Source organism: Psychrobacillus sp. FSL W7-1457 (assembly GCF_038593405.1).
Lineage (GTDB): Bacteria > Bacillota > Bacilli > Bacillales_A > Planococcaceae > Psychrobacillus.
The window spans coordinates 3,171,444-3,196,026 of the sequence record NZ_CP151993.1; the positions used below are offsets into that span (position 1 = coordinate 3,171,444).

26 protein-coding genes and 1 riboswitch are annotated in these 24,583 nt (G+C 37.3%); of the genes, 17 read left to right on the forward strand and 9 right to left on the reverse strand.

Annotation, left to right across the window (positions count from 1 at the left end; all coding sequences use genetic code 11):
* Nucleotides 1–21 precede the first annotated feature (21 nt).
* Both NSQ95_RS15605 and NSQ95_RS15610 read right to left on the reverse strand, forming a co-directional pair.
* Nucleotides 22–1,113: an FAD-binding oxidoreductase gene (locus NSQ95_RS15605; RefSeq protein ID WP_342559920.1), complete on the reverse strand. Its 1,092-nt coding sequence runs from the start codon at nucleotides 1,111–1,113 to the stop codon at nucleotides 22–24.
* A 3-nt stretch (nucleotides 1,114–1,116) separates the two neighbouring features.
* A complete protein-coding gene (locus NSQ95_RS15610; RefSeq protein ID WP_342559921.1) occupies nucleotides 1,117–2,151 on the reverse strand; it encodes a S66 peptidase family protein in 1,035 nt (344 codons plus the stop codon).
* A gap of 111 nt (nucleotides 2,152–2,262) precedes the next feature.
* On the opposite strand from NSQ95_RS15610, the gene NSQ95_RS15615 reads away from it, so the two are divergent.
* The 7 genes from NSQ95_RS15615 to NSQ95_RS15645 all read left to right on the forward strand — a co-directional run bounded on the left by NSQ95_RS15615 (nucleotide 2,263) and on the right by NSQ95_RS15645 (nucleotide 9,204).
* Nucleotides 2,263–3,114, forward strand: a complete 852-nt coding sequence (locus tag NSQ95_RS15615) for a neutral zinc metallopeptidase (RefSeq protein WP_342559922.1) — start codon at nucleotides 2,263–2,265, stop codon at nucleotides 3,112–3,114.
* A 156-nt stretch (nucleotides 3,115–3,270) separates the two neighbouring features.
* Nucleotides 3,271–4,119 carry a diaminopimelate epimerase gene (gene dapF / locus NSQ95_RS15620; RefSeq protein ID WP_342559923.1) on the forward strand — a complete coding sequence of 283 codons (849 nt, stop codon included), beginning with the start codon at nucleotides 3,271–3,273 and terminating at the stop codon, nucleotides 4,117–4,119.
* Between the two features lie 180 nt (nucleotides 4,120–4,299).
* Nucleotides 4,300–4,857: a 3D domain-containing protein gene (locus tag NSQ95_RS15625; protein ID WP_340882233.1), complete on the forward strand. Its 558-nt coding sequence runs from the start codon at nucleotides 4,300–4,302 to the stop codon at nucleotides 4,855–4,857.
* Between the two features lie 614 nt (nucleotides 4,858–5,471).
* A complete protein-coding gene (locus tag NSQ95_RS15630) occupies nucleotides 5,472–6,023 on the forward strand; it encodes a helix-turn-helix domain-containing protein (protein WP_340882231.1) in 552 nt (183 codons plus the stop codon).
* Between the two features lie 115 nt (nucleotides 6,024–6,138).
* Nucleotides 6,139–7,404, forward strand: a complete 1,266-nt coding sequence (locus NSQ95_RS15635) for a hydroxymethylglutaryl-CoA reductase, degradative (RefSeq protein ID WP_340882229.1) — start codon at nucleotides 6,139–6,141, stop codon at nucleotides 7,402–7,404.
* Between the two features lies 1 nt (nucleotide 7,405).
* A complete protein-coding gene (locus tag NSQ95_RS15640) occupies nucleotides 7,406–7,852 on the forward strand; it encodes a hypothetical protein (protein ID WP_340882227.1) in 447 nt (148 codons plus the stop codon).
* Complete coding sequence (locus NSQ95_RS15645; RefSeq protein ID WP_251556509.1) at nucleotides 7,849–9,204, forward strand: tripartite tricarboxylate transporter permease; 1,356 nt, start codon at nucleotides 7,849–7,851, stop codon at nucleotides 9,202–9,204. The genes NSQ95_RS15640 and NSQ95_RS15645 overlap by 4 nt, the downstream gene beginning before the upstream one ends.
* Before the next feature lie 283 nt (nucleotides 9,205–9,487).
* Here NSQ95_RS15645 and NSQ95_RS15650 read toward each other — a convergent pair whose 3' ends face one another.
* A complete protein-coding gene (locus NSQ95_RS15650) occupies nucleotides 9,488–10,114 on the reverse strand; it encodes an NUDIX domain-containing protein (protein ID WP_340882221.1) in 627 nt (208 codons plus the stop codon).
* A gap of 113 nt (nucleotides 10,115–10,227) precedes the next feature.
* Between NSQ95_RS15650 and NSQ95_RS15655 the strand changes: the two genes are divergently transcribed.
* Nucleotides 10,228–11,037 carry a polysaccharide deacetylase family protein gene (locus tag NSQ95_RS15655; protein WP_340882219.1) on the forward strand — a complete coding sequence of 270 codons (810 nt, stop codon included), beginning with the start codon at nucleotides 10,228–10,230 and terminating at the stop codon, nucleotides 11,035–11,037.
* A 141-nt stretch (nucleotides 11,038–11,178) separates the two neighbouring features.
* Nucleotides 11,179–11,223: riboswitch (PreQ1 riboswitch) on the forward strand.
* Nucleotides 11,224–11,229: 6 nt separating this feature from the next.
* Complete coding sequence (locus tag NSQ95_RS15660) at nucleotides 11,230–11,742, forward strand: QueT transporter family protein (RefSeq protein ID WP_340882216.1); 513 nt, start codon at nucleotides 11,230–11,232, stop codon at nucleotides 11,740–11,742.
* 81 nt (nucleotides 11,743–11,823) lie between these two features.
* Here the strand turns inward: NSQ95_RS15660 and NSQ95_RS15665 are convergent, their stop codons facing one another.
* The 3 genes from NSQ95_RS15665 to NSQ95_RS15675 all read right to left on the reverse strand — a co-directional run bounded on the left by NSQ95_RS15665 (nucleotide 11,824) and on the right by NSQ95_RS15675 (nucleotide 15,660).
* Nucleotides 11,824–12,801, reverse strand: coding sequence for a ring-cleaving dioxygenase (locus NSQ95_RS15665; RefSeq protein WP_340882214.1), 978 nt, complete (start codon nucleotides 12,799–12,801; stop codon nucleotides 11,824–11,826).
* Nucleotides 12,802–13,262: 461 nt separating this feature from the next.
* A complete protein-coding gene (locus NSQ95_RS15670; RefSeq protein WP_340885854.1) occupies nucleotides 13,263–14,246 on the reverse strand; it encodes an ornithine cyclodeaminase family protein in 984 nt (327 codons plus the stop codon).
* Nucleotides 14,247–14,319: 73 nt separating this feature from the next.
* The gene (locus NSQ95_RS15675; RefSeq protein WP_340882212.1) at nucleotides 14,320–15,660 is read right to left on the reverse strand and encodes an MFS transporter; all 1,341 of its coding nucleotides are present in this window, start codon (nucleotides 15,658–15,660) and stop codon (nucleotides 14,320–14,322) included.
* Between the two features lie 161 nt (nucleotides 15,661–15,821).
* Between NSQ95_RS15675 and NSQ95_RS15680 the strand changes: the two genes are divergently transcribed.
* The 6 genes from NSQ95_RS15680 to NSQ95_RS15705 all read left to right on the forward strand — a co-directional run bounded on the left by NSQ95_RS15680 (nucleotide 15,822) and on the right by NSQ95_RS15705 (nucleotide 19,284).
* Entirely contained in the window at nucleotides 15,822–16,337 is a 516-nt protein-coding gene (locus NSQ95_RS15680) for an XRE family transcriptional regulator (protein ID WP_340882210.1), read from the forward strand.
* A gap of 155 nt (nucleotides 16,338–16,492) precedes the next feature.
* Nucleotides 16,493–16,870, forward strand: coding sequence for a hypothetical protein (locus tag NSQ95_RS15685; RefSeq protein ID WP_340882209.1), 378 nt, complete (start codon nucleotides 16,493–16,495; stop codon nucleotides 16,868–16,870).
* Nucleotides 16,871–17,010: 140 nt separating this feature from the next.
* Entirely contained in the window at nucleotides 17,011–17,307 is a 297-nt protein-coding gene (locus tag NSQ95_RS15690) for a phospholipase (RefSeq protein WP_340882208.1), read from the forward strand.
* Between the two features lie 421 nt (nucleotides 17,308–17,728).
* Nucleotides 17,729–17,875, forward strand: coding sequence for a hypothetical protein (locus tag NSQ95_RS15695; RefSeq protein ID WP_340882206.1), 147 nt, complete (start codon nucleotides 17,729–17,731; stop codon nucleotides 17,873–17,875).
* 1 nt (nucleotide 17,876) lies between these two features.
* Nucleotides 17,877–18,620, forward strand: coding sequence for a MerR family transcriptional regulator (locus NSQ95_RS15700; protein WP_340882203.1), 744 nt, complete (start codon nucleotides 17,877–17,879; stop codon nucleotides 18,618–18,620).
* 7 nt (nucleotides 18,621–18,627) lie between these two features.
* Entirely contained in the window at nucleotides 18,628–19,284 is a 657-nt protein-coding gene (locus NSQ95_RS15705; protein ID WP_340882201.1) for a GAP family protein, read from the forward strand.
* Nucleotides 19,285–19,324: 40 nt separating this feature from the next.
* Here NSQ95_RS15705 and NSQ95_RS15710 read toward each other — a convergent pair whose 3' ends face one another.
* On the reverse strand, nucleotides 19,325–20,914 hold the full coding sequence (locus NSQ95_RS15710) for a long-chain-fatty-acid--CoA ligase (RefSeq protein WP_340882198.1): 1,590 nt from the start codon (nucleotides 20,912–20,914) through the stop codon (nucleotides 19,325–19,327).
* Between the two features lie 50 nt (nucleotides 20,915–20,964).
* A complete protein-coding gene (locus NSQ95_RS15715; protein ID WP_340882196.1) occupies nucleotides 20,965–22,158 on the reverse strand; it encodes a CaiB/BaiF CoA-transferase family protein in 1,194 nt (397 codons plus the stop codon).
* Nucleotides 22,159–22,568: 410 nt separating this feature from the next.
* On the opposite strand from NSQ95_RS15715, the gene NSQ95_RS15720 reads away from it, so the two are divergent.
* Together NSQ95_RS15720 and NSQ95_RS15725 are read left to right on the forward strand one after the other, a co-directional pair.
* Nucleotides 22,569–23,021 (forward strand): hypothetical protein, encoded by a 453-nt coding sequence (locus tag NSQ95_RS15720; RefSeq protein ID WP_340882193.1) that lies wholly within the window; start codon nucleotides 22,569–22,571, stop codon nucleotides 23,019–23,021.
* Nucleotides 23,022–23,076: 55 nt separating this feature from the next.
* Nucleotides 23,077–23,394, forward strand: a complete 318-nt coding sequence (locus NSQ95_RS15725) for a hypothetical protein (protein ID WP_340882191.1) — start codon at nucleotides 23,077–23,079, stop codon at nucleotides 23,392–23,394.
* A 409-nt stretch (nucleotides 23,395–23,803) separates the two neighbouring features.
* Here NSQ95_RS15725 and NSQ95_RS15730 read toward each other — a convergent pair whose 3' ends face one another.
* Nucleotides 23,804–24,580: an alpha/beta hydrolase-fold protein gene (locus tag NSQ95_RS15730; protein WP_340882189.1), complete on the reverse strand. Its 777-nt coding sequence runs from the start codon at nucleotides 24,578–24,580 to the stop codon at nucleotides 23,804–23,806.
* Nucleotides 24,581–24,583 lie beyond the last annotated feature (3 nt).

Genomic DNA, 24,583 nt, shown 5'->3' on the forward strand with positions numbered 1-24,583 from the left:
TTCTCTTCCCCCACGCCCTTTTTAATTGGGTGTATATTTTTCTAAATCTAGTATAGTTTCTCTTCCTAACACTAGCTTAGCTAGCTCTGAACCAACAAATGGCCCAGCCGTTAAACCAGATGCCCCAAGACCATTCGCAAAATAAAAACCTTTCTGTCCCTCCAGCTTACCAAACACAGGTAAAAAATCCGGAGTATATGGACGAAAGCCCACTCTCACTTCCTTTATTTTCTCATCTTTTAGGCTTTTTGCAATACTTATTGCATTATCAAGCAGTTCTTTTTTCCCTTCCTCAGTCACTTGAAAATCATACCCAGTATTTTCTTCATAGGTAGATCCAGCAACCACTTGTCCATTTTCAAAAGATAGCATATATTGATTAGTTGGAGGTAGGACAACTGGCCATTCCCCCGTAGACATATCATTCTCCAATTGAAAATGCATTATTTGAGCCTTCTGAAAGGTCACATTTAGATCTAAGCCTAACGTAGATGGAATCTCATTGCCCCAAGCACCGGCCGTTAATATAACCGCCTCTGCATCTGTCCTTACTCCGTCTATCCATAATTCATTGTTCTTCCAGACAGCTTCTCCATACACTATCTCTGCGCCTAGCTTTTTAGCTCCATTGATTAGAGCATCCCTCATAGCCTTGCCATCTACTCTTGCTCCCCCTTCTACAAAAAGAGCATGCCATTCACCTGAAATAATAGGAAACTTTTCTTTCGTTTCTTCTGGAGAAAGGATTTTTAGCTCTCCTATTTCTGGAGCATCCATTCTTTTTTCCAACGCTCTCTCTAACATCTTTTGCAGCTTCTTTTCATCATTCTGTAAAGCAATCGCACCCACCTGCTTATAACCGGTAGTATTTTCCCCTAACTCCTCTAACTCTGCTACTAGCTGCTTATAGTATTTGGCACCATTTTTCACAAGCTCATACCATTTCTTATTTCTCCTTTGGGAAATCCATGGACATATTATACCCGCTGCTGCAGCGGATGCTTGTCCCTTATCCTGACGATCCACCAAAGTTACTTTCACACCAAATTTTGCGAGATGAAAAGCGGTAGAAGCACCTAAGATTCCACCGCCTACTACTACATAAGAAGACATCTATCACTCAACTCCACTATCTATAATCGAAAATTTAACTTCCTCACAATTAATCTCTGCCATTGCCCCATATGGAATGACAAACTTAGGCTCTGTATGACCAAAGTTTAAATTATATAAAACTGGCAATTCATTTAATCCAAGCTCATGCAAAATGGTAGCAATGGATTCTTTGTATTCTTCATAATACTTTTCGTGCTGTGGCTTTGCAAAAATAATACCTTTGATCTCTTGTAGTATTCCTTGGGTTCCATAATTTCGTAGCCAATATTCAATGTTAGCTGGAATAGGAAGATCCTCTGACGTTTCGAAAAACAATATGGAATCCTTAAAATATGCTTTATCTGGCCAAAGTGAGGTACCTTTAGCAAATTCCACCACTTCAATACACCCACCAATTAGTCTTCCTTGTGCAATGCCTTTTCCCTGTAGCAATTCATATCCTTTATTATCTTCATTCATTTCTCGGCTGATGTGCTTATTTTCAATAACCCATTCTAATCTTTGACTAGTCCAGACTGGTGACGGTTTAATTTCACCAATCACTTCCTTAGCGAAAAGTGTTTTTTTAATCGACTCTACTGTATACTCATGCATCTGCACATTCTCTGCAAAGTCAGTTAGAATAGCTGGACCATAAAAGGAAGAAATACCAGCCTTATGGCAAAATAAATGCGTTATAGTAGCATCTGAAAACCCTATAAAAACTTTAGGATTCTCGCGGATTACATCAAAGTCTATGTAAGGGAGTAATCGTATGCTCTCACTACCTCCAATATTGGATACAATCCCTTTAATAGAAGGATCCTTAAAGGCATTCATTAAATCCTCTGCTCGAGCCTGAGGATTCTCATATAAATACGCTGCTCCCTTTAAGCTATTTGGCATAGCGACTACCTCTAAACCAAAAACATTTTTTAATCTTTCCACCCCTTGCTCATATCTCCACCTTAATTCAGGCTCACCTGCTCCGCCCCACGACAGACTAATCGTTGCGACTGTATCTCCACGTTGAAGCATTTTTGGTTTTGTTAACATGATTATATCCCCCCTTCCTTTATTATAATTCAAACCCCATCATTTGGATGCCTATTCTTTTTGCTAAATGGGTATAAGAAGATAGAAGACATGAAATAGGTGGTGAAGAGCATGAAATATAAAGGTCGTGCACGTAGTTCGAATGTAGAAGACCGTCGAGGAATGAGTGGCGGTAAAACGATTGCTGGTGTTGGTGGTGGTTTTGGTTTAATCATTATACTTTTAGTTACGCTGCTCGGAGGAAATCCCGAGGAGCTCTTAGGAAGTTTAAATGGGAATGAAGCAACTACTGGCTCTGTCCCTTATGAGGAAACGGCAGAGGAACAAGAACTCGTCGAATTTGTTTCGGTCGTTTTAGCAGACACAGAAAAGGTGTGGACGAAAATTTTTCAAGAAAATGGACTTACATATGAGGAACCAACACTTGTTTTATACACAAATAGTGTAAATTCTGCATGTGGTACAGCTGGTGCTTCTGTAGGGCCGTTTTACTGTCCAGGAGATCAAAAGCTTTACATAGACTTGAGTTTTTATAAGGAGCTTCAAACACAGTTCGAGGCTCCAGGGGATTTTGCAATGGCATACGTCATTGCTCATGAGGTTGGTCATCATGTTCAAACCCTATTAGGAAAAAGCAACGAGTTAGCTTCCCTTAGACAACAGTTAAGCGAAGAGGAATACAATCAATATTCTGTTCGCTTTGAACTACAAGCTGATTATTATTCTGGAGTTTGGGCAAAGCACGCTCAAGGAATGAACTTATTGGAGGAAGGTGACTTAGAGGAAGCACTAACAGCTGCAAGTGCTGTTGGAGACGACACTATTCAAAAGAAAGCCCGAGGCTATGTGGTACCGGAAAGCTTTACTCATGGTACGTCGGAACAACGGAAGAAATGGTTTTATAAAGGCTTTGAAAACGGAACTATTAAAGGCGGAGACACATTTAATATTAAAAATCCATAAATAACTATCTAAGCCCAATAGCTATGATGCATTGGGTTTTTATTTGTAAAGAAAAGCATTAGAAAAAATTATAAACACTATTTAGAATATTTATTGACCACCTTTCTTCCTAATTCTATAATAAAACAAATTGCCAAATGGAAGAAGGTTATAAAAATGATGATACCTTTTACGAAAATGCATGGCTGTGGAAACGATTATATTTATATCAATTGCTTTGAGAATGTAATAGAAAATCCTGAATCGTTAAGCAAGAAAGTATCCGACCGTCATTTCGGTATTGGTGGAGACGGTATTGTTTTAATCTGTCCTTCTGAAGTGGCTGATGCTAAAATGCGAATGTTTAATATAGACGGCAGTGAGGGAAAAATGTGCGGTAATGCCATTCGCTGTGTAGCTAAATATATATATGATAATGACATTGTCCCAAAAGAGATTCTAAAAATAGAAACACTAAGCGGTGTTAAAATAATTGAATTGCATATAGAAAATGGTGTGATGCATTCTGCCACTGTGGATATGGGGCAAGCAATATTGGACCCTGCTGAAATCCCTGTAGATCTAAACGGTAACAAATCTGAAGGGTTTGTGTTCCCCCTTACTATCGATAATGAGACCTATGCTATTACCCCAGTATCTATGGGTAATCCACATGGAGTAATATTTACTAATGACATCCTTTCATTAGATCTTGCCACTATTGGGCCTAAAATCGAACATCATTCTATGTTTCCAGCCGGTGTAAATACGGAATTCATAGAAATTGAAAATAGGAATTCACTTAAGATGCGTGTTTGGGAACGAGGAAGCGGTGAAACATTGGCTTGTGGAACTGGAGCTTGTGCTGCAGTGGTTGCCTCCGTATTAAATGGTTACTGCGATAAGAATACCGATGTGATTGTAAAGCTCATTGGTGGAGAGCTCATCATTCGCTATACAGAGGATACAGTTTACATGACAGGTCCTGCGACTACCGTCTTTACAGGTCTCATAGAATTCTCATAGTCACAACATACTATTTATAAATTAGTAAAAAATAGACTTACAACCTAATAAGTTTCATCTGACCAAGAAATTTAACAGAAAATACTGTCAATTGTAACGATAATGGAAATTCATTGTAATCAACCTGTAACATTCAACTGCTACTATATGTTTAGACTAAATAGCAGGGGGATAGTGTATTTGAAGAAAATCTTAGGAACACTTATCATAACAATTGTACTATTGGTCAGCGGAGTAAATGTTGCTTTTGCCGCAACCACGACTCACTCAGTAAAAAAAGGAGAAACTTTATATACGATTTCTAAAACGTATAAAGTTTCCGTTAACAACTTAAAAACATGGAATAAATTAACTACAGATAAGATTAAGCCTAATCAAAAACTAGCTGTTGCTGCTCCAGCAAAAAAAGAAAAATCTAAAACACCATCTAGATCTAATGACAAAGTAACAAAAGAAATTACCGTTTCAGCAAGTGCATTTACCGCAAACTGTAATGGCTGCTCTGGTATCACTAGCTCTGGTATTAATCTAAAGAAAAATCCAGATGTAAAAGTAATAGCTGTTGACCCAAGTATTATTCCGATTGGGACAAAAGTGCACGTAGAAGGCTACGGTTATGCAATCGCAGGCGATACGGGAGGAGCAATTAAAGGCAACAAAATTGATGTATTCTTCCCTACTAAGAACGAGGCTTACAAATGGGGACGCAAAAATGTAACGGTTAAAATATTGGAATAGGATTAAAAGCCATTAAATAGCGTGGACTATAGACAAATTCAAAGAAATTTGAACTTGTCTGTAGTCTTTTTTTATTTATACTTAATTTCAAGTTGCTTCAATTTATTGAGATATTCTTTTCACTTGCACTGCTTCGGACACTATAAACAATATAGTTTAAATTCCTTTATCCTCCTAAATATACTAATTTTAAAAGGCTATGTTAAAGTCTAGGGTTGATTTATGTAAAACTCTAAACCAGAAAGTAGAATTGATTTCCGCACCAGCCGGACGCTTTTTCGCGGTGTGAGCGATAAGCCATCACCCATCGCTTACGCGCGTGGTTGTGATGTCTGATCTGTCTCACTCATCCCGCTGGAGTCGCCGTCTGGCACTCCAATTACATTTCATAATCAATTTTTGTATAAGTCATTTGAATTGTCCCTAGTATTGTTTTCAGTCAATTTTTAAATTTTTTTATTCAAACTCAATCAATATCTTTAACAAAGCTTTTTAAAATTAGTAATCTACACCAGAAATTGTTTTAACACCTCATTTATCGACTTAATATGGTTATACTAGGATTATATAAAGTATTTGATTTTTATAAATACATAGATAAGGAGTCACAATACATGAATAGGAAAGACATAGGAAAAAAAATAAAAAGTGTTCGATCTAAGAGAAAACTCACTCAGCAAGTATTAGCCGACCTTGCTGGCATTACTAAAAGTCATATTTCAAAGATTGAAAATGGCTTGACTACCCCTACTCTAGTAACTCTTTCAAAAATTGCCAAGGCTCTTGATAGTCCAACATCTTGGTTTATTGAACAAGAAGAACATGGAGAACTATCCATTGTTCGAAAGGATAATCGTGAAGCAATTGAAGAGAAGAACGAAATTGGATACGAATATGAACTATTAGCAAATAAAAAGAATATGAGTTTAATTACTCCCACTATAGTAAGTGTTCTACCAGGAGCAGAAACTGTAGATCCATATATACATGAAAATGATGAGTTTATTCTTATTCTGACAGGCTCTATTATTCTTTCTTATGATGGGAAAAAATATGAAATGAATATTGGAGATTCCGCATACTTTTCAGGTAAAAAACCTCATATTTTTTTATCCAACAGCGAACAGCATACAACTGTTTTAACAATCTATATAGATAATAATTAAAAAATTCTAAATAAATAGCATATTAACTTTACAAACAATATATAATATTATACATTGAGTATAATGTTATTCAACTTTGTTGAATGACAGTTTATTTGTTGAAAGGAGAGTTTATATGTCTAGTTCTAGAATTAAAGGTTTTTATCACCTTAGCCTTGAAGACAGAGTGAAGATTGTTACTCAAGATAAGGGATTAACTGATGAGGAGAAAAATATCCTAACAGGCGAAACAATATTTCCCATGACACTTGCAGATTCTATGGTCGAAAATGTCATTGGACAATTTAGTGTACCCATTGGGGTGGCTGCTAATTTTAAGGTAAATGGAAATGATGTATTTATCCCTATGGCTACTGAGGAGCCCTCTGTCATTGCTGCAGCTAGTAATGCAGCACGAGCTGCTTACGATTTAGGTGGTTTTTATACCTCTTCCTCTGGAACAATTATGCGAGGACAAATTCAAGTGTTGGAGATATCTGATCCATTTGGTGCTAAGGCAAGAATATTTGAGAATAAAGAAGAAATACTAGTAAATTGTAATTTAAAAGATCCTACGTTAGTAAAACTAGGCGGCGGGGCTAAAGATTTAGAAGTCCACTTAATAAATACTGTTAGAGAAACAATGTTAGTTGTTCATCTATTGGTAGATACAAAGGATGCAATGGGAGCTAATGCTGTTAATACAATGGCTGAAGCTGTTTCCCCTCTTATTGAAAGGATTACAGGTGGAAGGGTTGTATTGAGAATTATAACTAATCTTGCAGACAAACGATTAATTAGAGCTAGAGGTGTATTCTCTGCAGACGCACTTGGGGGGCCTGAAGTTGTAAATAACATTGTAAGCGCTTACGAATTTGCTGATGCTGACCCATATAGGGCGGCTACCCATAACAAAGGAGTGATGAATGGGATTACATCCGTAGTACTAGCAACGGGAAATGATACAAGAGCTGTAGAGGCTGGAGCACATGCTTATGCTTCAAGAACTGGGAGATATCGTTCTTTAACCACATGGGAGATAAATGCAGATGGAAATCTAGTTGGTTCTATCGAGCTTCCAATGGCTGTTGGAATAATTGGAGGTGCTACTAAGACACACCCTGTAGCAAAGGCTTCACTCAAAATAATGAATATTACTTCAGCTATAGAGTTAGCTGGAATAATTGCATCAGTTGGTTTAGCAGAAAATGCAGCTAGTTTAAGAGCTTTAGCAGCAGAAGGCATTCAGTCTGGCCATATGAGGCTTCATGCAAAGAACCTTGCTGTAATGGCAGGTGCCAAAAAAGAAAATATAGATTTAATTGTTCAAAAAGCTATACATGAAAAAGATTTACGCTACGACAGAATCTTGCAGTTAACTAAAGAAGTTCAGGAGGGCTAAAATGGAGGAAAAGTTGAATAAACATAGTTTAGTAGACAAAGCTAAAAATGATAGCTTTGTAGAAATACTGGGGGATACCATTTCTGGAAAACAACTTATTTTCTCTATTTTACTTAGCGTTTTTGTTAGTATAGGTGGGTATAAATTAGGACAGTTTATTTTCCCTAAAATTGCAGAAGCACAAATGGTTAACTCTTATTCTCTTTTGCTAGGTATTGCTGGAACTGTTACCATATTAATTATCAATTCTATAGCGTTTAAACCAAAGAGAATTCTGGTCGAGGATGAGATTTCTTCCGAAAATATGGCTGAAATTTATGAAGACTTGCAGCTTGATTATGAAGAAGAAATTAGTTTAATAGAAAATGATCCTATTACAAGAAAAGAGCTTGAAGACTTAGGAGTACTTTCAAACTTTAACCTTCCTCAAAAGGAGGTTAAAAAATGAGTATTTATTTAGTTGCCCTGTTATTTGCTTTACTTGGAGCAATTGTCTTTTCTTTAATCGGGCTTATTTCTGGGACTGATGAAACTGCTATTATGGTCCCCCTTACCTTACTGGTAATTCTTTTAGGAGCGCCGCCTGAAGGTGTATTTGCCTTTTTCATGGCAGCAGTTTTAGCAAAACATTTAACACACGCTGTTCCTACAGCATTAATGGGTATCCCGGGTGATACTACAGCAGTCCCTTTAATTGATCATGCCAATACATTGAGACGAATGGGCATGCCTCATATAGCTTTAAGAAAAATGATTTCTGGCGGAATCATTGGAGCGTTTATTGCATTACCTACTGCAGTTTTACTTGGACAGTTTTTAGGGCAATTCGCAGATTTTTTCAAATCATCTTCCGGTCTTATTTTTACATTAGCTGCATTTTTAATTGCTTACTTCTCAAAAGGAAGATGGGCCAGTGTTCTATTAATTATTCCATTTGCATTTTTTATAAAAAGCCTAGATACATTAAGCTTTTCAATTTTAGACAAACATTTATCCATCACTTTCTTTCTTGGAATTGCAATAGGTCCCATGCTATCTGATATATTAATCGCTGCTTCTTCGAGTGCAAGGAAAAGTGTTTTAAGAAATAAAGCGAACGAGTATCATTTAGCTCCAGAAACAAAATCTTGGAAAGGGTATTTTCCTAATCCATTTAAAATTCTAACTGGAAGACAGACAATCTTTACTTCGATCACTACATTTATATCATCTCTTACGTTTGTATTTAGTCCAGTTGGGATGACTTCTCTTATGGGAGAAATCGTAGGATCTAGAACAAAAGGAGCTTATAAAAAATCTACTACTAGCTTAACAGTCATGAATGGGGTAACCGAATCTACCTATATTGCGGAAGCAATCATTCCGCTAATTGCCTTCGGAATTCCGTTAAGCCCTGTGGCTCTGGGACCAGCTTCTCCTTTGTTTAATGCTCCACCCGTTTTTACAGTAGAACCAATAAATAATCTACACACCTATTTAACGTCGTGGGATTTCTTTATTTTTGGTTTAATCGGAATTACAGTTGCTTCTTTAATTGCATATCCATTTTCGATGAACTATGCACGTAAAGCATCAGTCCTAGTCTTAAAATACGTTAGTCAAGAAGCAATTATTGCAATGTTTATTGGGCTAGCATGTTTATTAGCTTACCATGAAGCTCAGCTTGTAGGGATTGTGTTAACACTTACAGTTGCTACAGTAGGCGGACTTTTAAATCGTATTTTAGGTATTGGAGCTGGGGTTCAGTTTATGGTATTTTACGCATCAAGCTGGATTATTCTTCAACTATTTGGTTTTTAAAAATCTAAGAGAATGGACAAAACTTGTAAATAAATTTAAAAAACGTAAAATCAAGATGTCGATTTTACGTTTTTTTCCATTTCAAAGCCAACTGAATTACTGTAAGACATCTCTCCACCCTATGGAAAGGAGGCGCCGACTCCAAGTGGACAGCACGTGCAGAAATCCCAAGCAGGAGCAAAGCGACGAGGAGATTAAGCCGTTCTCCTGTAAAGCGTCCGTCGTAACGGAAAACAATTATATTTTATGTTGAGGAGAGTTCTGTCCCATCCTCCTTTAGACTTCAGTGAGTAAGCCTTAGCTTTTCCTCTATTCTCTCTAGAACTTTTTCAAAGTAATCTAATGGATGAGGCACAAAGCTCTCCTTACCTACATTTTTTTCTATTCTACTCCTTACTCCTTGCTCGTCGACCAGTATTCCTTCTATCTTTATAGATTCTACGTCATCCTTCCATAGCCCCATAAAAGAAGAAAACTTGGTTCTAACAATTCCAGCTACCTCTTCTGTTTGTAATGTAAATGCATCCCATGTGGGAGTAGCTTTATAAACAAAGGTATGAGCAAACTCCTTATCGATTAACTTCTCTGAGATAATCGTGTAGCCTATTACCCCTAAGGACTCCAGCTCTCTAAAAGCCACTTCGATCCCTAGTTCCTCTTCTACCTCTCTGATCCCGTCTTCTACTGATTCTATTGATAATAAATGACCCGCCGCCGTAATATCCAATAAGCTTGGGTAATCTTTTTTCTTATCACTTCTTAGCTGGAGATAGATGTAATCCACTCCTTCTTCTCTACAGACAATCCAGCAATGGAAGGTTTCATGCCAAAGTCCTAACCTATGTATTTCCTCACGAGTAGCCACTCCCGTAACATTTCCTCTATGGTCGAACGTTTTCAGCAATTCCATTTTAAGACCCCTTTTAAAAATAATCATTTTTTATTCTATATGGTGTTTGAGTTGAATATATTTAAATATTGCAGTCATATAAAACTCGTAGAAAGAAAATAGGTGATTCCAATATGATAAAGCTTCTATTATCCTTCAGTCTGACATTACTAGTTTTTATTCTACCATTTCCATCGGTTAGTCTCGCCACTGAAAGCAATTCAGCTGTGGATCATACAGTTGTAGAAAAGCATATTAACAGATTACTAAATAAGAAAATAGAAGATAGCCGTCCTCCCGTTTTCCCCTCACCAAAGAAAGCTAACGTTTACCTAACCTTTGATGATGGGCCAAATGAGTTTACGACTATTAACCTTCAAACCCTTAAGCAATACGAGGTTAGTGGCACATTCTTTTTTTTAGGAAAGCATATGAAGGCACATGAATCCATTGTGAAAGCTGTAGCAAAGAATGGACATTATATTGGGACACATAGCATGACGCATGACAAGACTAAGGTTTACAAAAGTGCAGAATCCTTTATACAAGAAATTAATAGCGGTGTTAGCCTGATCGAACAGATGACGGGGCACAATCCAAGGCTGATTCGTGTACCTTACGGAAGCAAGCCACATGTAACAACAGCCATGAAGGATAAACTGATTAAACAAAATTATAAGCTTTGGGATTGGGATGTGGACACAAATGACTGGAGATATACGGATAAGCAATATAAAGAAATCGTTAAAAACGTCCAATTGGAAACAGAGAAAGCGTACAAATCGGGGGATAAAGATATCATTATACTCCTTCATGATAGAAGCCAAACTACTAAAGCACTCCCTCTTATTATTGAATGGCTCCAGAAAGAAGGCTATACACTTAAAACATATGAAGAAGATAAGCATATAGTTCAAAATTTCCTTCGTGACAAATCATTATAAAAATTACTTGTTAAACCATGAGAGGGCACCTGCCTCTTCATGGTTTTTTATATGACTCATGTTAATCTTTAAACTAACAATAGCTTGGAACTTCTTGACATCCTACCTCTATTAGCCTATTATTATGGATTGTTCGATAAATTAAACGTGGTTCGAGAACCTCCCACGGAAAAAAACTAAGGAGAAATGAATATGAACATAAAAACAATTGCTACAAGTGGAATTATTGCAGCTTTATATGTAGCTGTCTCTATGCTAGTGGCTCCTATCGCATTTGGTGCTTTTCAGTTTCGGATATCCGAGATGTTTAATCACCTCATAATATTCAACAAAAAGTATTTCTTTGGAATTGTAATTGGTGTTTTTATTACAAACCTTTTCTCTCCATTAGGACTCTACGATTTAACTTTTGGAGTAGGACATTCCATTATCACTCTATCTATTAGTATACTGATAGGGAAGTTCGTAAAGAATCAACTATGGCATATGATTTTAAACACCATTTTATTTACATTTACTATGTTCATAATTGCCATTGAATTGCATCTTGCGTTCGATATTGAACTATATTTTGCATTCAATATTGCTAATCCTTTTTATTACACGTGGTATACAGTTGCTTTAGGTGAATTTGTGGTAATGGCAGTAGGCATACCATTAATGCTTGCCTTAAATAAACGTTTAAAATTTAAGGAACTAATATAAAAAATGAGCCCCCATTTTCTTCTCAGAATTTGGGGGCTTATTTTAAGGTCACTTCCTACAAAGGAAATGACCTTTTTCAATTTACTCTTTTTTAAACTCAATTGTACTTCTTACCGTATCTATAGGTCTTACTAGGCCTTCAATTTGGGCACGTTTTGATTCTAAGAATGGAGGTAAGGAAAGTTTTTCTCCCAAAGTCTCATAAGACTCGTCTCCCATAAAGCCGGGACCGTCCGTAGCAAATTCAAATAATATCCCGTCTGCCACTCGAGCATATAAAGATTGGAAGAAGAAGCGATCTACAAACCCAGAAGTATGGAATCCAAAGCTTTCCATTCGCTCTGTCCACTCATCTAACACTGCTCTATCTTCCACTCGGAATGCAGCATGATGTACTGTTCCGAAGCCTTGACGACCTGGTGGTAGGATAACATTTTTCTCAATAATGACGCGTGCTCCATTTCCACCTTCTCCAACCTCAAATAAGTGAAGATCACCCTCTTGCGCAATTTCCTTAAACAGTAATACTTTTTCTAGTACTTCCTTCATGTAGTCAAACTGTGCAATGCGAATATGAATGGGACCTAAACCAGTAATGGCATGCTCTAAGGGTATTGGTCCTTTTTGCCAAGGAGTACCAGACTCTACACCTCTATTGTTCTCATCCGAAATCAATTCGTATTGCTGGTCGTCAAAGTCTACAAAAGATAGAACCTTCACTCCGAATTGCTCTTGAATACCTGTGTGTTTCACATTTAAACGGTCAAAGCGTTTCTCCCAATAATCTAAAGATGCATCGGTTGGAACACGAAAAGCCGTTTTATAAATCTCATTCGTCCCATGGGTGCCTTTAGGGATTCCTGGGAAATCAAAAAATGTCATATCTGTTCCTGCTCCACCAACATCATCTGCAAAGAATAAATGATAGGTTTGAATGTCATCCTGATTTACTGTTTTCTTTACTAATCGCATACCTAATACGTAAGTAAAAAATTTATAGTTTTCTTCTGCACTGCTTGTAATAGCAGTCACATGATGTATACCTTTTAAGTGATTCATTTATAATCCTCCTATTTTATCTTTAATTTAAATATCTTTAATTCGAGATAATTTTATCATGTAAAAAAATAGAAGTCAATCAGAAAAGCATAGGCGCCTATCCCTGCCCCGACAGGCAAATGGGAAAATGCGAGGAGGCAGGTCCTCAGCCACCGCAGTATTTTCCCATTTGACCCCGAGGGGCAAGGCGCTGAAGCTAGACAACAAGAAAAGCGCAGGCGCCTATCCCTGCCCCGACAGGCAAATGGAGAAATGCGAGGAGGCAGTTCCTCAGCCACCGGAGCTTTTATCCATTTGACCCCGAGGGGCAAGGCGCCGGAGCTAGACAACAAGAAAAGCGCAGGCGCCTATCCCTGCCCCGACAGGCAAATGTAGAAATGCGAGAACAGGTTTCAGAATTTTATAGTTTTCTACACAATTAGAAAAGGCCGAACAGCATAATTTGCTACTCGGACTTCTTTTTATACCTCTATTTCTGTACCAATATTATGTTCCCTTGCTTTTACAAAAACACCTTTTGCAACTGCTAAATCATAGTATGCTGCACCGACAGATTTAAATAATGTTATTTCTTCTTCATGCTGTCGTCCCTTCACCGCACCAGTAACAAGTGCTCCTATATCTCCATAAACTTGATCGAAGGACCATTCGCCAATCTCTACTGCATGCATGAGTTCCCCTGCCTCGCCCTTAACCCCGTCCAAATCATCTACTACAATTTTAGAGGACTTGGTTATCGTAGCTACATCCATTTCAAGCATATGAGGTAGATAAGAGCCAACTCCATTAATATGAGTACCCGGTTTTAAGTCACTCCCTTTAAAGACTGGCTCGTTAGATCTCGTTGCACAGCAGATAATATCTGCCTCACCTACAGCTCCTGAAACATCATTAAATACTTCATAAGGAATATCAATCCCGAAATCTGCTAGCTTTTGGCCAAATTGTTCTGCTTTTGAAATAGTTCTATTAACTAGCACAATACGTTCTATATCTCTCACTGCAAGAACTGCAAGTACCTGTTCAAATGCCATTGCTCCTGTTCCTATTACAGTTAACACCTTCGAATCTTTTTTTGCGAGATAATCGGTAGCAATACCGCTAAGCGCTCCAGTTCGTAATCTTGTTAAATAGGAAGCATTTAACATGGCCAAATGTTCTCCATTTTTTGCGTCCGACAGCAAGACAATCCCCTGTGTAGTAGGCTTTCCCTGTGAAGGATTGTTTGGGAAAATGGTCACTACCTTTACAGCTGTCACCTCCCCTATTAAATCAGCGCTTGGCATATACAACGCAGATGCTTCATGTTGTGGAAATTCAATTACTGTTCTATGTGGACTCGCTAATTTTTCTGCTGCTTTTGCTTCCAATATCTCTTTGATATCTTTTATTGCATCCTTCATCTTATATGTAGACATAATTTCCTGTTCATTAACCACTAGCATCATTATAGCCTCCCTAAAAAATACAAGCTCGCCTTGCCTAAAGTAGCGTAAGACGAGCTTTATGTTCACATCATTATACTTTACTAAGTTCTTTTTCATTTGTCTTTGAGAATGATTCATCTGCATTTACTGGAGTTACATCATCTAAATTTTGCTGGCTTCTATCCTTAACTGCCCAAATGGCCAATAAAGAAATAACAGCAGTGAAAATAATATAAAATGCAACTGGAACATAGGATCCATTAAACTGTAGCATAAGACTTGCAGCTATCAATGGTGCTGTTCCACCAGCTAGGGCAGCTCCAATTTGGTAGCCTAGTGTGATTCCTGTATAACGAACCTTCGCGTCAAAGATTTCTGAAAACATCGTTCCTAGCACGGCTGTAATCGGTGCCCAAATAATTCCTAACCCGATGATCGTTGCAACTACTAGTAACACAAGTGACTGCTGCTGAAGCATCCAAAAGTAAGGGAAGGCAAACAAAATCATCCCAACCGTTCCAGCCACATAAACCTTCTTCCGCCCGATTTTATCTGACAGACTACCCATGATAGGTATAAGAATAGTCGTCACAATTGTCGCTACCATTACCGTATTTAATACAGCAGTACGTGAGAAACCTAACTCAGCAGTAGCATAAGAAACAACAAAAGTACCAAAAATGTAGAAAGGTGCAGTCTCAACAACCTTTGCCCCTACAGCTATAATAACCTCTTTCCAATGATACTTTAACGTATCAGCAATAGGCAGCTTTGGAATCTCCCCTGACTCCTGTACCCTTTTAAAGGAAGGTGTTTCTTCAATTCCTTTACGGATCCACAAGCCAAAAATAACAAGTAACGCACTCATGATAAATGGAACACGCCATCCCCATGTCATGAAAGAACCTTCAGGTAATAGAGTCATAATGGACAACGCAACAGTACCCATTACCATCCCGATTGTTACACCCATTTGTGGAATTGCACCGTACAAACCTCGTTTTTCCTTTGGTGCATATTCAACTGCTAGTAATAGTGCACCTCCCCATTCTCCGCCGATACCCAGTCCTTGGATTAAACGTAGGGTGATTAATAGAATAGGAGCCCATACACCAATTGCTTGGTATGTAGGTAGTAGCCCCATCCCAAAAGTCGCAACTCCCATTAGACTCAATGTAATAACTAATGTTTTCTTTCTTCCAATCCTATCCCCGATATGACTAAATATGATCCCACCGAATGGTCGGATAAAAAATGCTAAAGCAAAGGATGCATAGGAAAGCAATAATCCTACAGTTGGCTCCTCTGTCACAAAAAATACTTGATTGAAAACGAGTGCGGCAACTGTACCATATAAAAAGTAATCAAACCATTCAATGGAGCTTCCTACTAAACTAGCAATCCAGACCTTCCTCATTTGTTTTGGATCCATCTTTCATCTCCCCTTTAAAATTGAAGTAACACTTTAATTTCTCCCTGTTTTTATTTTAGATAGTTTATAATTTTCTGTCAATGGTTATTTAATATGAATCATTGAGGGATACCTCATTACTAGGTATGATAAATAATAGAGAAGAAAAAAGGAGAGATAATATGTCTTCTAATTTAATAGGTACTATTCTAAAAGACTTAAGAAAAGAACGTAAGCTCACTCTAAAGGAACTTGCCGAGATGACGGATGTATCGATTAGCTTCCTTTCACAGGTCGAAAGAGGAAAATCTAGTGTGACGTTAGAATCTCTAAAAAAAATAGCGGATGCCCTAAAAGTCAATCCGACCGTTTTCTTTCCGGATGTAACTCCCCATGATGAATTAGCTGAAATTAGACAACAGTTTTACTATAAGGATTTATCCAATGGTATACAGGATGCGGCTTATGCACCTATTTTTGTTACGCTACAACCAGGGGAAAATAAAGGTAATGCATTCTCACATAGCGGCCATGAGTTTCTATTTGTAGTAGAAGGAACATTAACAGTAGTAGTTGGTAGTCAGGAGATGGAACTGAAGGAACAGCAGTCTACGATGTTTGACGCAAATCTATTGCATTACTGGTATAACTTGACGGACAAGCCTGTTCGCTTCCTAGTAGTATCCTCCCGATCATAGGTAGGACAAGAAAACACTTTTCTAAAACTTTGCACGCTAAATGATAAAGATAATCCGCTACTCCCTTTATGTTACCACTAATTGGATTATTCTATTTTCTATGAATTAATAGTAAATTTAACTAGTACGGAACAACAAAGTAAGGGGATGGGGAAATGAATCAACAATCGAGCAATAAAGAAATACAAGCAACAATTTCTATTACCGAAGAGAATATTGAAACTATAATGAGCACGATATTAGAGGATGAGAGATGGGCCATACATCAGGAAGAGCAGTCTAACTGGAGCAAAAAACCCTCGGGAATCTATCAAGACGAATGGGCAACTGAACTACTGCTTCAAGGAGAAACACTTAGGTTGACTGACAAAAGAAACTATTCCTTATGTTCAATGACTTTAGAAGACTTATTGGAGGGCATTATCTTAAGCTTAAAAGAAGGTAACATTAATCTCTTTCAAACCGTTACAAATAAGTCTGCAGATCGAATTATTCAATATGCATTATTCAAAAGAATTCTTTATTTAACTTAAACTTTCTTTAACTTAGCAGTCTATTTTTAGACTGCTTTTTTGATGGTCTTAAAAATAAAAATTGGACAGCTAGGTGCTTGTATTTATTCGTATTTACATTCAAGAATATCTTAATACATAAAGATTAAGGGGGTGTTTGTTTGCAACAAAGAAGAAAGAGAAAACGTGGCTTTTGTCTTCCAGGTTATAATTGGTGTGGACCAGGATGTAGTGGACCAGGGGCGCCCGTCAACGAAGTAGATGCTGCCTGTATGATGCATGATCTTTGTTATGAAAGTGGAAGAGGTAAATGTGACTGTGACCATGAATTCTTGAAAAGACTTAGCCCCCTCGTTAATCCCCATACTGAGTTGGGAAGACATGCCCGTTTAATACACAATTATATGCGCGTCCGAAGCAATATTAACTGCAGATCCCCTCGACATAAATTATATTAATTAGATACATCTAAAAAACTACCACTCAATGGGGGTAGTTTTTTTAGTGTGAAGCTTTATCATTACGCTATTATTTACTCAATATCTTTCATTCAACTCCCTCTTTTCTCTCGTCTTAAGAGTTATCTCCATTTAGTTTTGGACTCTAAGAATTTTTTAAATCAGAAAGTAGAATTGATTTCCACACCAGCCGGATATGCTTTCCTCAGTCTGTGAAATAAGCCATCGCCAATCGCTTATGCGCGTCGTTGTGATGTCCTACCTTCTTCCGCATCCCGTAGCATGCCACTTTTTTCATGTATTCAGTCACTAAAAATAAGAATCAACCAATACTTTTAATAAAGCTGAGTTTTTGATTAAAACACTTGAAGCTGACGTTACGTCATTTTATATAATCGAGAAAAGGGAGGAATGAGTTAGAATGAAACAAGGGGATATTATTCTTTACGGTTGCGTTATTATAGGAGCAGGTGTTGGTTTAATTTTCGATGCTGCATTTCCAGGAGTCTTGATAGGATTAGGAGTCGGCTATGTTCTACAATACTTTACCAAAAGGGAGGAAGGATGAATTGCTTCATATAAATAAAGTTGCTGAATTGACCGGAGTCACCGTAAGAACGTTACGGTATTACGATAAAATAAACTTGCTTAGTCCCGCTTCCAAGACAGAGGGTGGACATCGCTTATATAATGAGGAAAACCTACAAAGGCTCTTACAAATACAATTTCTAAAAAAAACAGGTTTGACACTAGAGGAAATCAAACAAATGCTTTCCTCTAGCGAATGGAGCTGGTCTACTAGCTTAAAAGAACAGCTGGATTATGTCGTAGAAGAGCAGGAAAAATTACAAAAGATCGAGCAGTCCTTGCGAGAAATGATTAATGCTTTTGACATAGAAATAGGAGATAGCGAAGTTGTATTAAAAAATCTAATGCAACTAGCAGCAGAGGACAAAGAGAAACATAAGCTGTACAGAGAAGCAATTTTTTCCCAAGCCGATTTAAAGAAATGGAATCAACTGCCCCATATGGCAAGTAATGAAATAGCATCTCTCGAATGGATCAGCTTGGTAGGACTATTAAAGGAATCTATGTCAGAGGATCCTCATTCTCCTAGAGTACAACATATCATTCTACAGATGGAAGAGAAACGAATAAGAGAATACGGGCAACAAAACGACTTTCTCGATAAGCTTTGGGAACTAAGACAATCCAAAACAGAATCTGAAAAACTAGGACTCTATCCTCTGGAAAAAGAGTTGCTTGAATTTATGTCACGTGCCTATTCCATCTATCTAGCTAGAAAGGAATAGAGCCTTTATGAATGTTGAAATTTTACTAATCATTATTGGATTGGCACTTATAGATACACTTAGCCCAACCGTAATTGGCATAACTCTCTATTTGTTACTAAGAGAACAGAGAAAGTTATATAGACTTTTAATAGTGTACCTGATGACTGTAGCTATTTTATATTTCCTTTTTGGCTCAGCTCTTCTGCTTGGCATTTCCTTATCAATCAGCTTTCTCCAAGGGCTCTTCCAGAACCGAGTTATTAGCTGGACAATCTTTTTAACAGGAATTATTTTATTTATCCTAAGCTTTTATATGCCTAAGAGGAAAGCTGCCGTCACTTCTTTACCGAGCATTATTAATAGTTCCTCTATGATATTTTTAGGGGTTATTACGTTCCTAATAGAAGGAAGTACAGCCCTCCCTTACTTTGCTGCTATCGGTCTAATGAGTACGTCTAACCTGAACCTATTTGAGTGGATACCTATACTTATCTTGTACAATCTAATTATGGTGCTGCCCAGTCTATTATTAATGATCTTTTATAAGCTATTCAGTCGCTTGCTAAATCCCCTTCTTCAAAAACTTAACAATAGGTTAGCAAACAGTAAAGAATCTGCTCTTTCTTGGGTGGTATGTATTGTTGGATTACTTTTGGTATTCATAAGCTTAGACTATCTTTAAAAAAGACCCCAACGCTATCAAGCAATGGGATCTTTTTTCATTAATTTACTTTCTTCGGTCCGTTCCAATACATTTCTCTTAGACGGAATTTTTGTAGCTTACCAGTAGCGGTTTTAGGAAGTGACTCTACAAAATCAAATGCTTTTGGAGCTTTAAAGTGAGCCATTTTAGAGCGACAATAATCAATTAGCTCTTGTTCTGTAATGCTACTTTCCGGCTGAAGTACGACAACTGCCTTTGGTACCTCACCCCACTTTTCATCAGGTACCGCAATGACAGCTACTTCTAATATATCTGGATGCTTATAAAGCACACCCTCTATTTCAGTCGAAGAGATATTCTCTCCTCCTGAAATGATCATATCTTTAATACGATCTTGAATCTCAATATATCCATCTGGATAGGTAACTGCTAAATCTCCTGTATAAAACCAACCATCTTTAATCGCTTCCGCAGTTTTTTCCGGGTCCTTATAATATCCTTCCATTACTACGTTGCCACGTGTAATAATTTCTCCTAGCTCCTTACCGTTCCATTCAACCTCCTTGCCATCCTCCTGATTAACGACCTTTGTTTCTCCATTAAACGCTAACTCGATTCCTTGTCTCGCCTTAATAGTAGATTGTTCATCTACAGTTAGATCATTAAATCTTTTTTTCCATTCGCAATATAGAATGAATGGAGATGTTTCCGTTAGACCGTATACATGCATCATATTAAGTCCAAGGATTGATTGCGCTTTTGCGATTAAGGCCGCGGCAGGCGGAGCCCCTGCAGTAGCCATACGCGGATTAGTTGTGATTTTCACATCTTTTGCCTTCGGTTCATTAACAAGCATATTAACAACGGTTGGAGCCCCGCATAATAAAGATATTTTATGCTTTTCAAATAAATCTAGTATTAACGGAGGATCTACTTTTCGTAAACAAATATGGGTAGCCCCTACTGCTGTGAGTGCCCAGACTCCTCCCCAGCCATTTGCATGAAACATAGGTAAAGTATGAAGATACACATCATCATGATTTACATTTAAATGATACATAAAGTTTGCTGCGTTCAAATAATTTCCTCTATGTGTCAGCATAACCCCTTTTGGCTTAGAGGTAGTTCCACTTGTATAGTTTAAGGTAAGCAACTGATTTTCATCTATCTCCGGGAATTTTAATGCCTCTGTCCCTGCTGTGATAAAGTCCTCATAATCCTTTGCTTTCAATGTATGACTATGTCCTTCAACAGCCACTACTACGATTTGGTCAAAAGGTAGATTTTCCTCTATCTTCTCAATCGGGCCTGTAAACTCTGCATCTACTATCAACATCTTAGAGTCGCTATGCTTGATAATATACTCAATATCTTCCGCATTAAGACGGTAATTTAATGGTACCATTACCGCTCCCAGCTGACAGATCCCATAAAAGCACTCCAGCATATAATGAGTATTCGGAAGCATTACTGCTACATGATCCCCTTTTCGAATACCTGCTTTATATAAAGAATAAGATAGCTGGTCAGCACGTTGTGAAAATTGCTTATATGTAAATTCCTTTTCTCCATCAATTACAGCTACTTTTTCCGGATAATACTTAACTGCTCTTCGTTTCCAATCTAACGGCGTTAACGGCGAGAACATAATTACCAGCTCCTTTTCTTTGCTTTTATTTTATTTGAGTAGATTCATTCTTATGCTTTGATTTCTCCAAAAACACCGTTTTCGGCAAGGGACTGAATCTCTGGCAAGTCCATTCCTAAACTCTTCAAGATTTCCGGAGTATGCTTACCTGTTGAAACACCTGCAAAGCGGTACTCTGGCCTACTTGCTGAAAATTTTATAGGGAAAGCAATTTGCTTTTGCTCTCCTCCTTCACTTTTCGGCACAGTGGTCACCATATTTCTAGCCTGTATTTGAGGGTGATTAACGGCTTCGCTAATATTTAACACTGGCTCTACACAGCCATCAAAATTATCTCCAAGAATTCCAAGCCATTCTTCAAAGCTTTTTGCCTTAAATTCCTTTGTCAAGATTTCTTTGAATGCCTGCTGGTCTTCCTTACTATTGCTGTTACTAAGCTTTATAAGATTCCTATCTCCTAATAGCTCACAAAGTTTTTGCTGAAACTTCGGCTCCAAACTTCCGACTGAAAAATGTCGACCATCTTTTGTCTCATAATAATCATAAAAGGTCCCGCCATTTAGCAGCATTTCCTCTTCCTTCGGATTTTCCCCGCCAACTAGAAAGTTCGGTCCATACATAGCGTTCAAAGAAAAAGCAACATCTGTTAGGCTTACATCAATATGCTGTCCTTCTCCAGTACTATGTCGATTATAAACAGCTGCAAGGATTCCAATGACAGCTGGCATAGACCCCCCAGCAAGATCAGCCACTTGGATGCCCGTTGGAACAGGAAGCTGATTTTTCCGTCTGGAATAGCTAGCTACTCCAGCTATAGATAAATAGTTGATATCGTGTCCTGCTCTATTTCGAAGAGGACCAGTTTGGCCATATCCTGTAATGGAACAGAAAATGATCTTAGGGTTTATTTCCTTTAACTTTTCATAGCCAATCCCGAGCTTATCCATAACACCGGGCCGAAACTGCTCAATGACAATGTCATATTCCTCTATTAGCCTATAGATAATATCCTTCGATTTTGCTAGTTTTAGATCTAAAACTAGCGATCGCTTAGAGCGGTTAAGATGAGCAAATGTTGCAGAAACCTCACCATCCTTTGGCTCAATATGCTTTAAAAAATCCTCTCGATTTGGATTCTCAATCTTAATGACATCTGCTCCCATGTCAGCTAACATCATCGTGGCAAAGGGTCCCGGCAGAAGAGTGGAGAAATCTAAAATCTTTAATCCATTTAATATTCCCATTGTCTCACCTCTCTATTAAACTAATTTGGTGAAAGCACTTACAAATTTAATTGTAAAGATTAATTTAAATATTTTCAATAGTCTTACTAATTAAAGTGTAGATAACCAACTTACAAATAATTAAATTATTTTTAAATAAAATGGATATTTATGTTAAAATTAACTTAAATAAGTCAAATGAATGAATAAATAGCAGTTTATAATAAAACAGCTCCTACAATCAATATGATGCCGTTTTAAAAAGCATCCGCCAGAGTGAAGTCAATTCTACTGTATTCCACAAATCCCCTTCTAAAATTTGCTAGTTTTTTTTAAAAATATGAAATCATAAATTAATTAAAACTTATAAAATCATCCAAGAGCCGGTTTAGACACACGAATTACAAGTTAAACAACAAGGAGGGGAAAAGTTGGCATACAATGCAAAAGTCCAGCGAGGAATTATGGTTTTTTTATTTGTAATGACGGTGGTTTTATTACTTTCAAACATTATAGGTAATAATTTTTCCAAAGGATTGTTATATTTTCATATTATTATTCTTTTATTTTCACTGTTTTCATTTTTTATTCAATATAAACTGGAAATAAAGGATGGTTATCTGACGTATCAATTCCTTTTCATCGAAAGGCCACTTTATAAACGAGTAATACACCCCTACCGAATAACAAATATTAAATTTGTCCGTTTTGGTTGGTCTACTAAAGGTGCTATTATACAAATTAATAAGGGCATCAATATTCGTGTTTTTAACTTCGAGCCTAACAACGTATTCTTAGATTTACTCGATTTTGCAAATCAAAATTCTATATCAATCAAAAAAACTAAAGATTACCAAATTTTAGAACGAATGAAGGAAACTTAGTCAATAGTCTCTCTGAATCTTTACATATGATGAATCTTACGAGGGAGCGTTTGTGTTGAAAATTAAAATTACAATAAGTTTTATATCATTGATTTGTTTGTTTTTGGCTGGTTGTGCTGATGATTACCAAGAAAGTTTTACTTTCTCCGGAACAGTCGAGGAGTTAGACGCTCAAGAAGAGATATTAGTTATTAAAGAACACAACAACATTAATAAGGGCATACGAGGAGGAAATGTATACGTAATACCTGTTGTTGATGTGAAGAGGTATAATATTGGTCAAAATGTCGTTGTAACTGTCTTTTCTAATACTGATGAAGATGTTTGGGATGTAGATCATATGAAATTTGATATAAATATAGTCAAAGAATAACCATGAGCTAGGAGATACTTTTCCAAGCTTTTTTTGTTTTTAGGCTATGTTAAAGAGTAGGGTTGATTTATGATGCAAAGAAATCTATAAATCAGAGAGTAGAATTGATTTCCGTAGGAGTCGCCATCTGGTGCTCCAATCAATAAATGGGAATGGCTTTCCTTTATCGATAAAGCGCTAATAAGTTTACTCGCATAATCAAAGCTAAAAAACTGTCACCAACCCCAATTTCATCATCTTTTTATGTTCTTACTAGCCATTTGAAAGTTCCTTTGTTTATGTTTACAGTCACTATAAAAAAGAATTGTGAGTCAAAATCAACCAATAACTTCAACAAAGCTTATTTTATTAAATATACGCTCTTCACTAATGAGGGAAGTGGCTATGGCACCCACTTCCCTTTTAGAGTTTAGTGTAAATAGCGCAATGCCCTACTCAAAACCGTAGGCACCACTGAGGCATGGTTTTCATCCTGAGCTATATATAGTTCCGTTTCTATACTTTCATGTAATACCGTATATAGTTGTTTTGCATCCTCACACATAAAGCCTTCTTTGCTACCGGCTGATATAAACAGTTTTTTATATTGAAGATTGGTTTGTAAACGAACAAAATTTTCTGCTTCCTTATATAGCTCGTATTCATTCCACCATACAGAAGGGCTTATTGATAGGTAGCAGGAAAATAGGGCTGGTTGTTTAAATAATGTCCACAGAACAAAAAGGCCACTTAAGGAGTGACCAAAAAGTGCCTGATTCTGTTGGTTAACAGGATAACGCTTATGTACATCCGGCATTAGCTCATCCTTTAAAAACGCTAGGAATTCCTCTGATCCGCCATGCTCTCCTAAGTCCTTCCCCTGCAAACGTTTTGGATAGATATATGCTTCTGCCTTGGGAGTAAAATCTAAAAATCTTCTTTTGCGAGCATCCTCTTCCCTACCAGAATGTCCAATCCCAACCACAATGGAAGGAGAAATAAGTGTTTTAAGGGAATTTTTAGATTGCAGCTTTACTACATCTCTTGCAAGCTGGAAATACCAGTTTCCATCTAGCATATAGTAGACAGGAAAGCCTTCCTTAGGAGGTTCCACATTTGGGATAGAAACCTTTATATCATACAAATAGTTTGTGTACTTGGAATCGATTTGAAAATGCTCTGTATTCTCTAACAGTACTTTATCCATCTA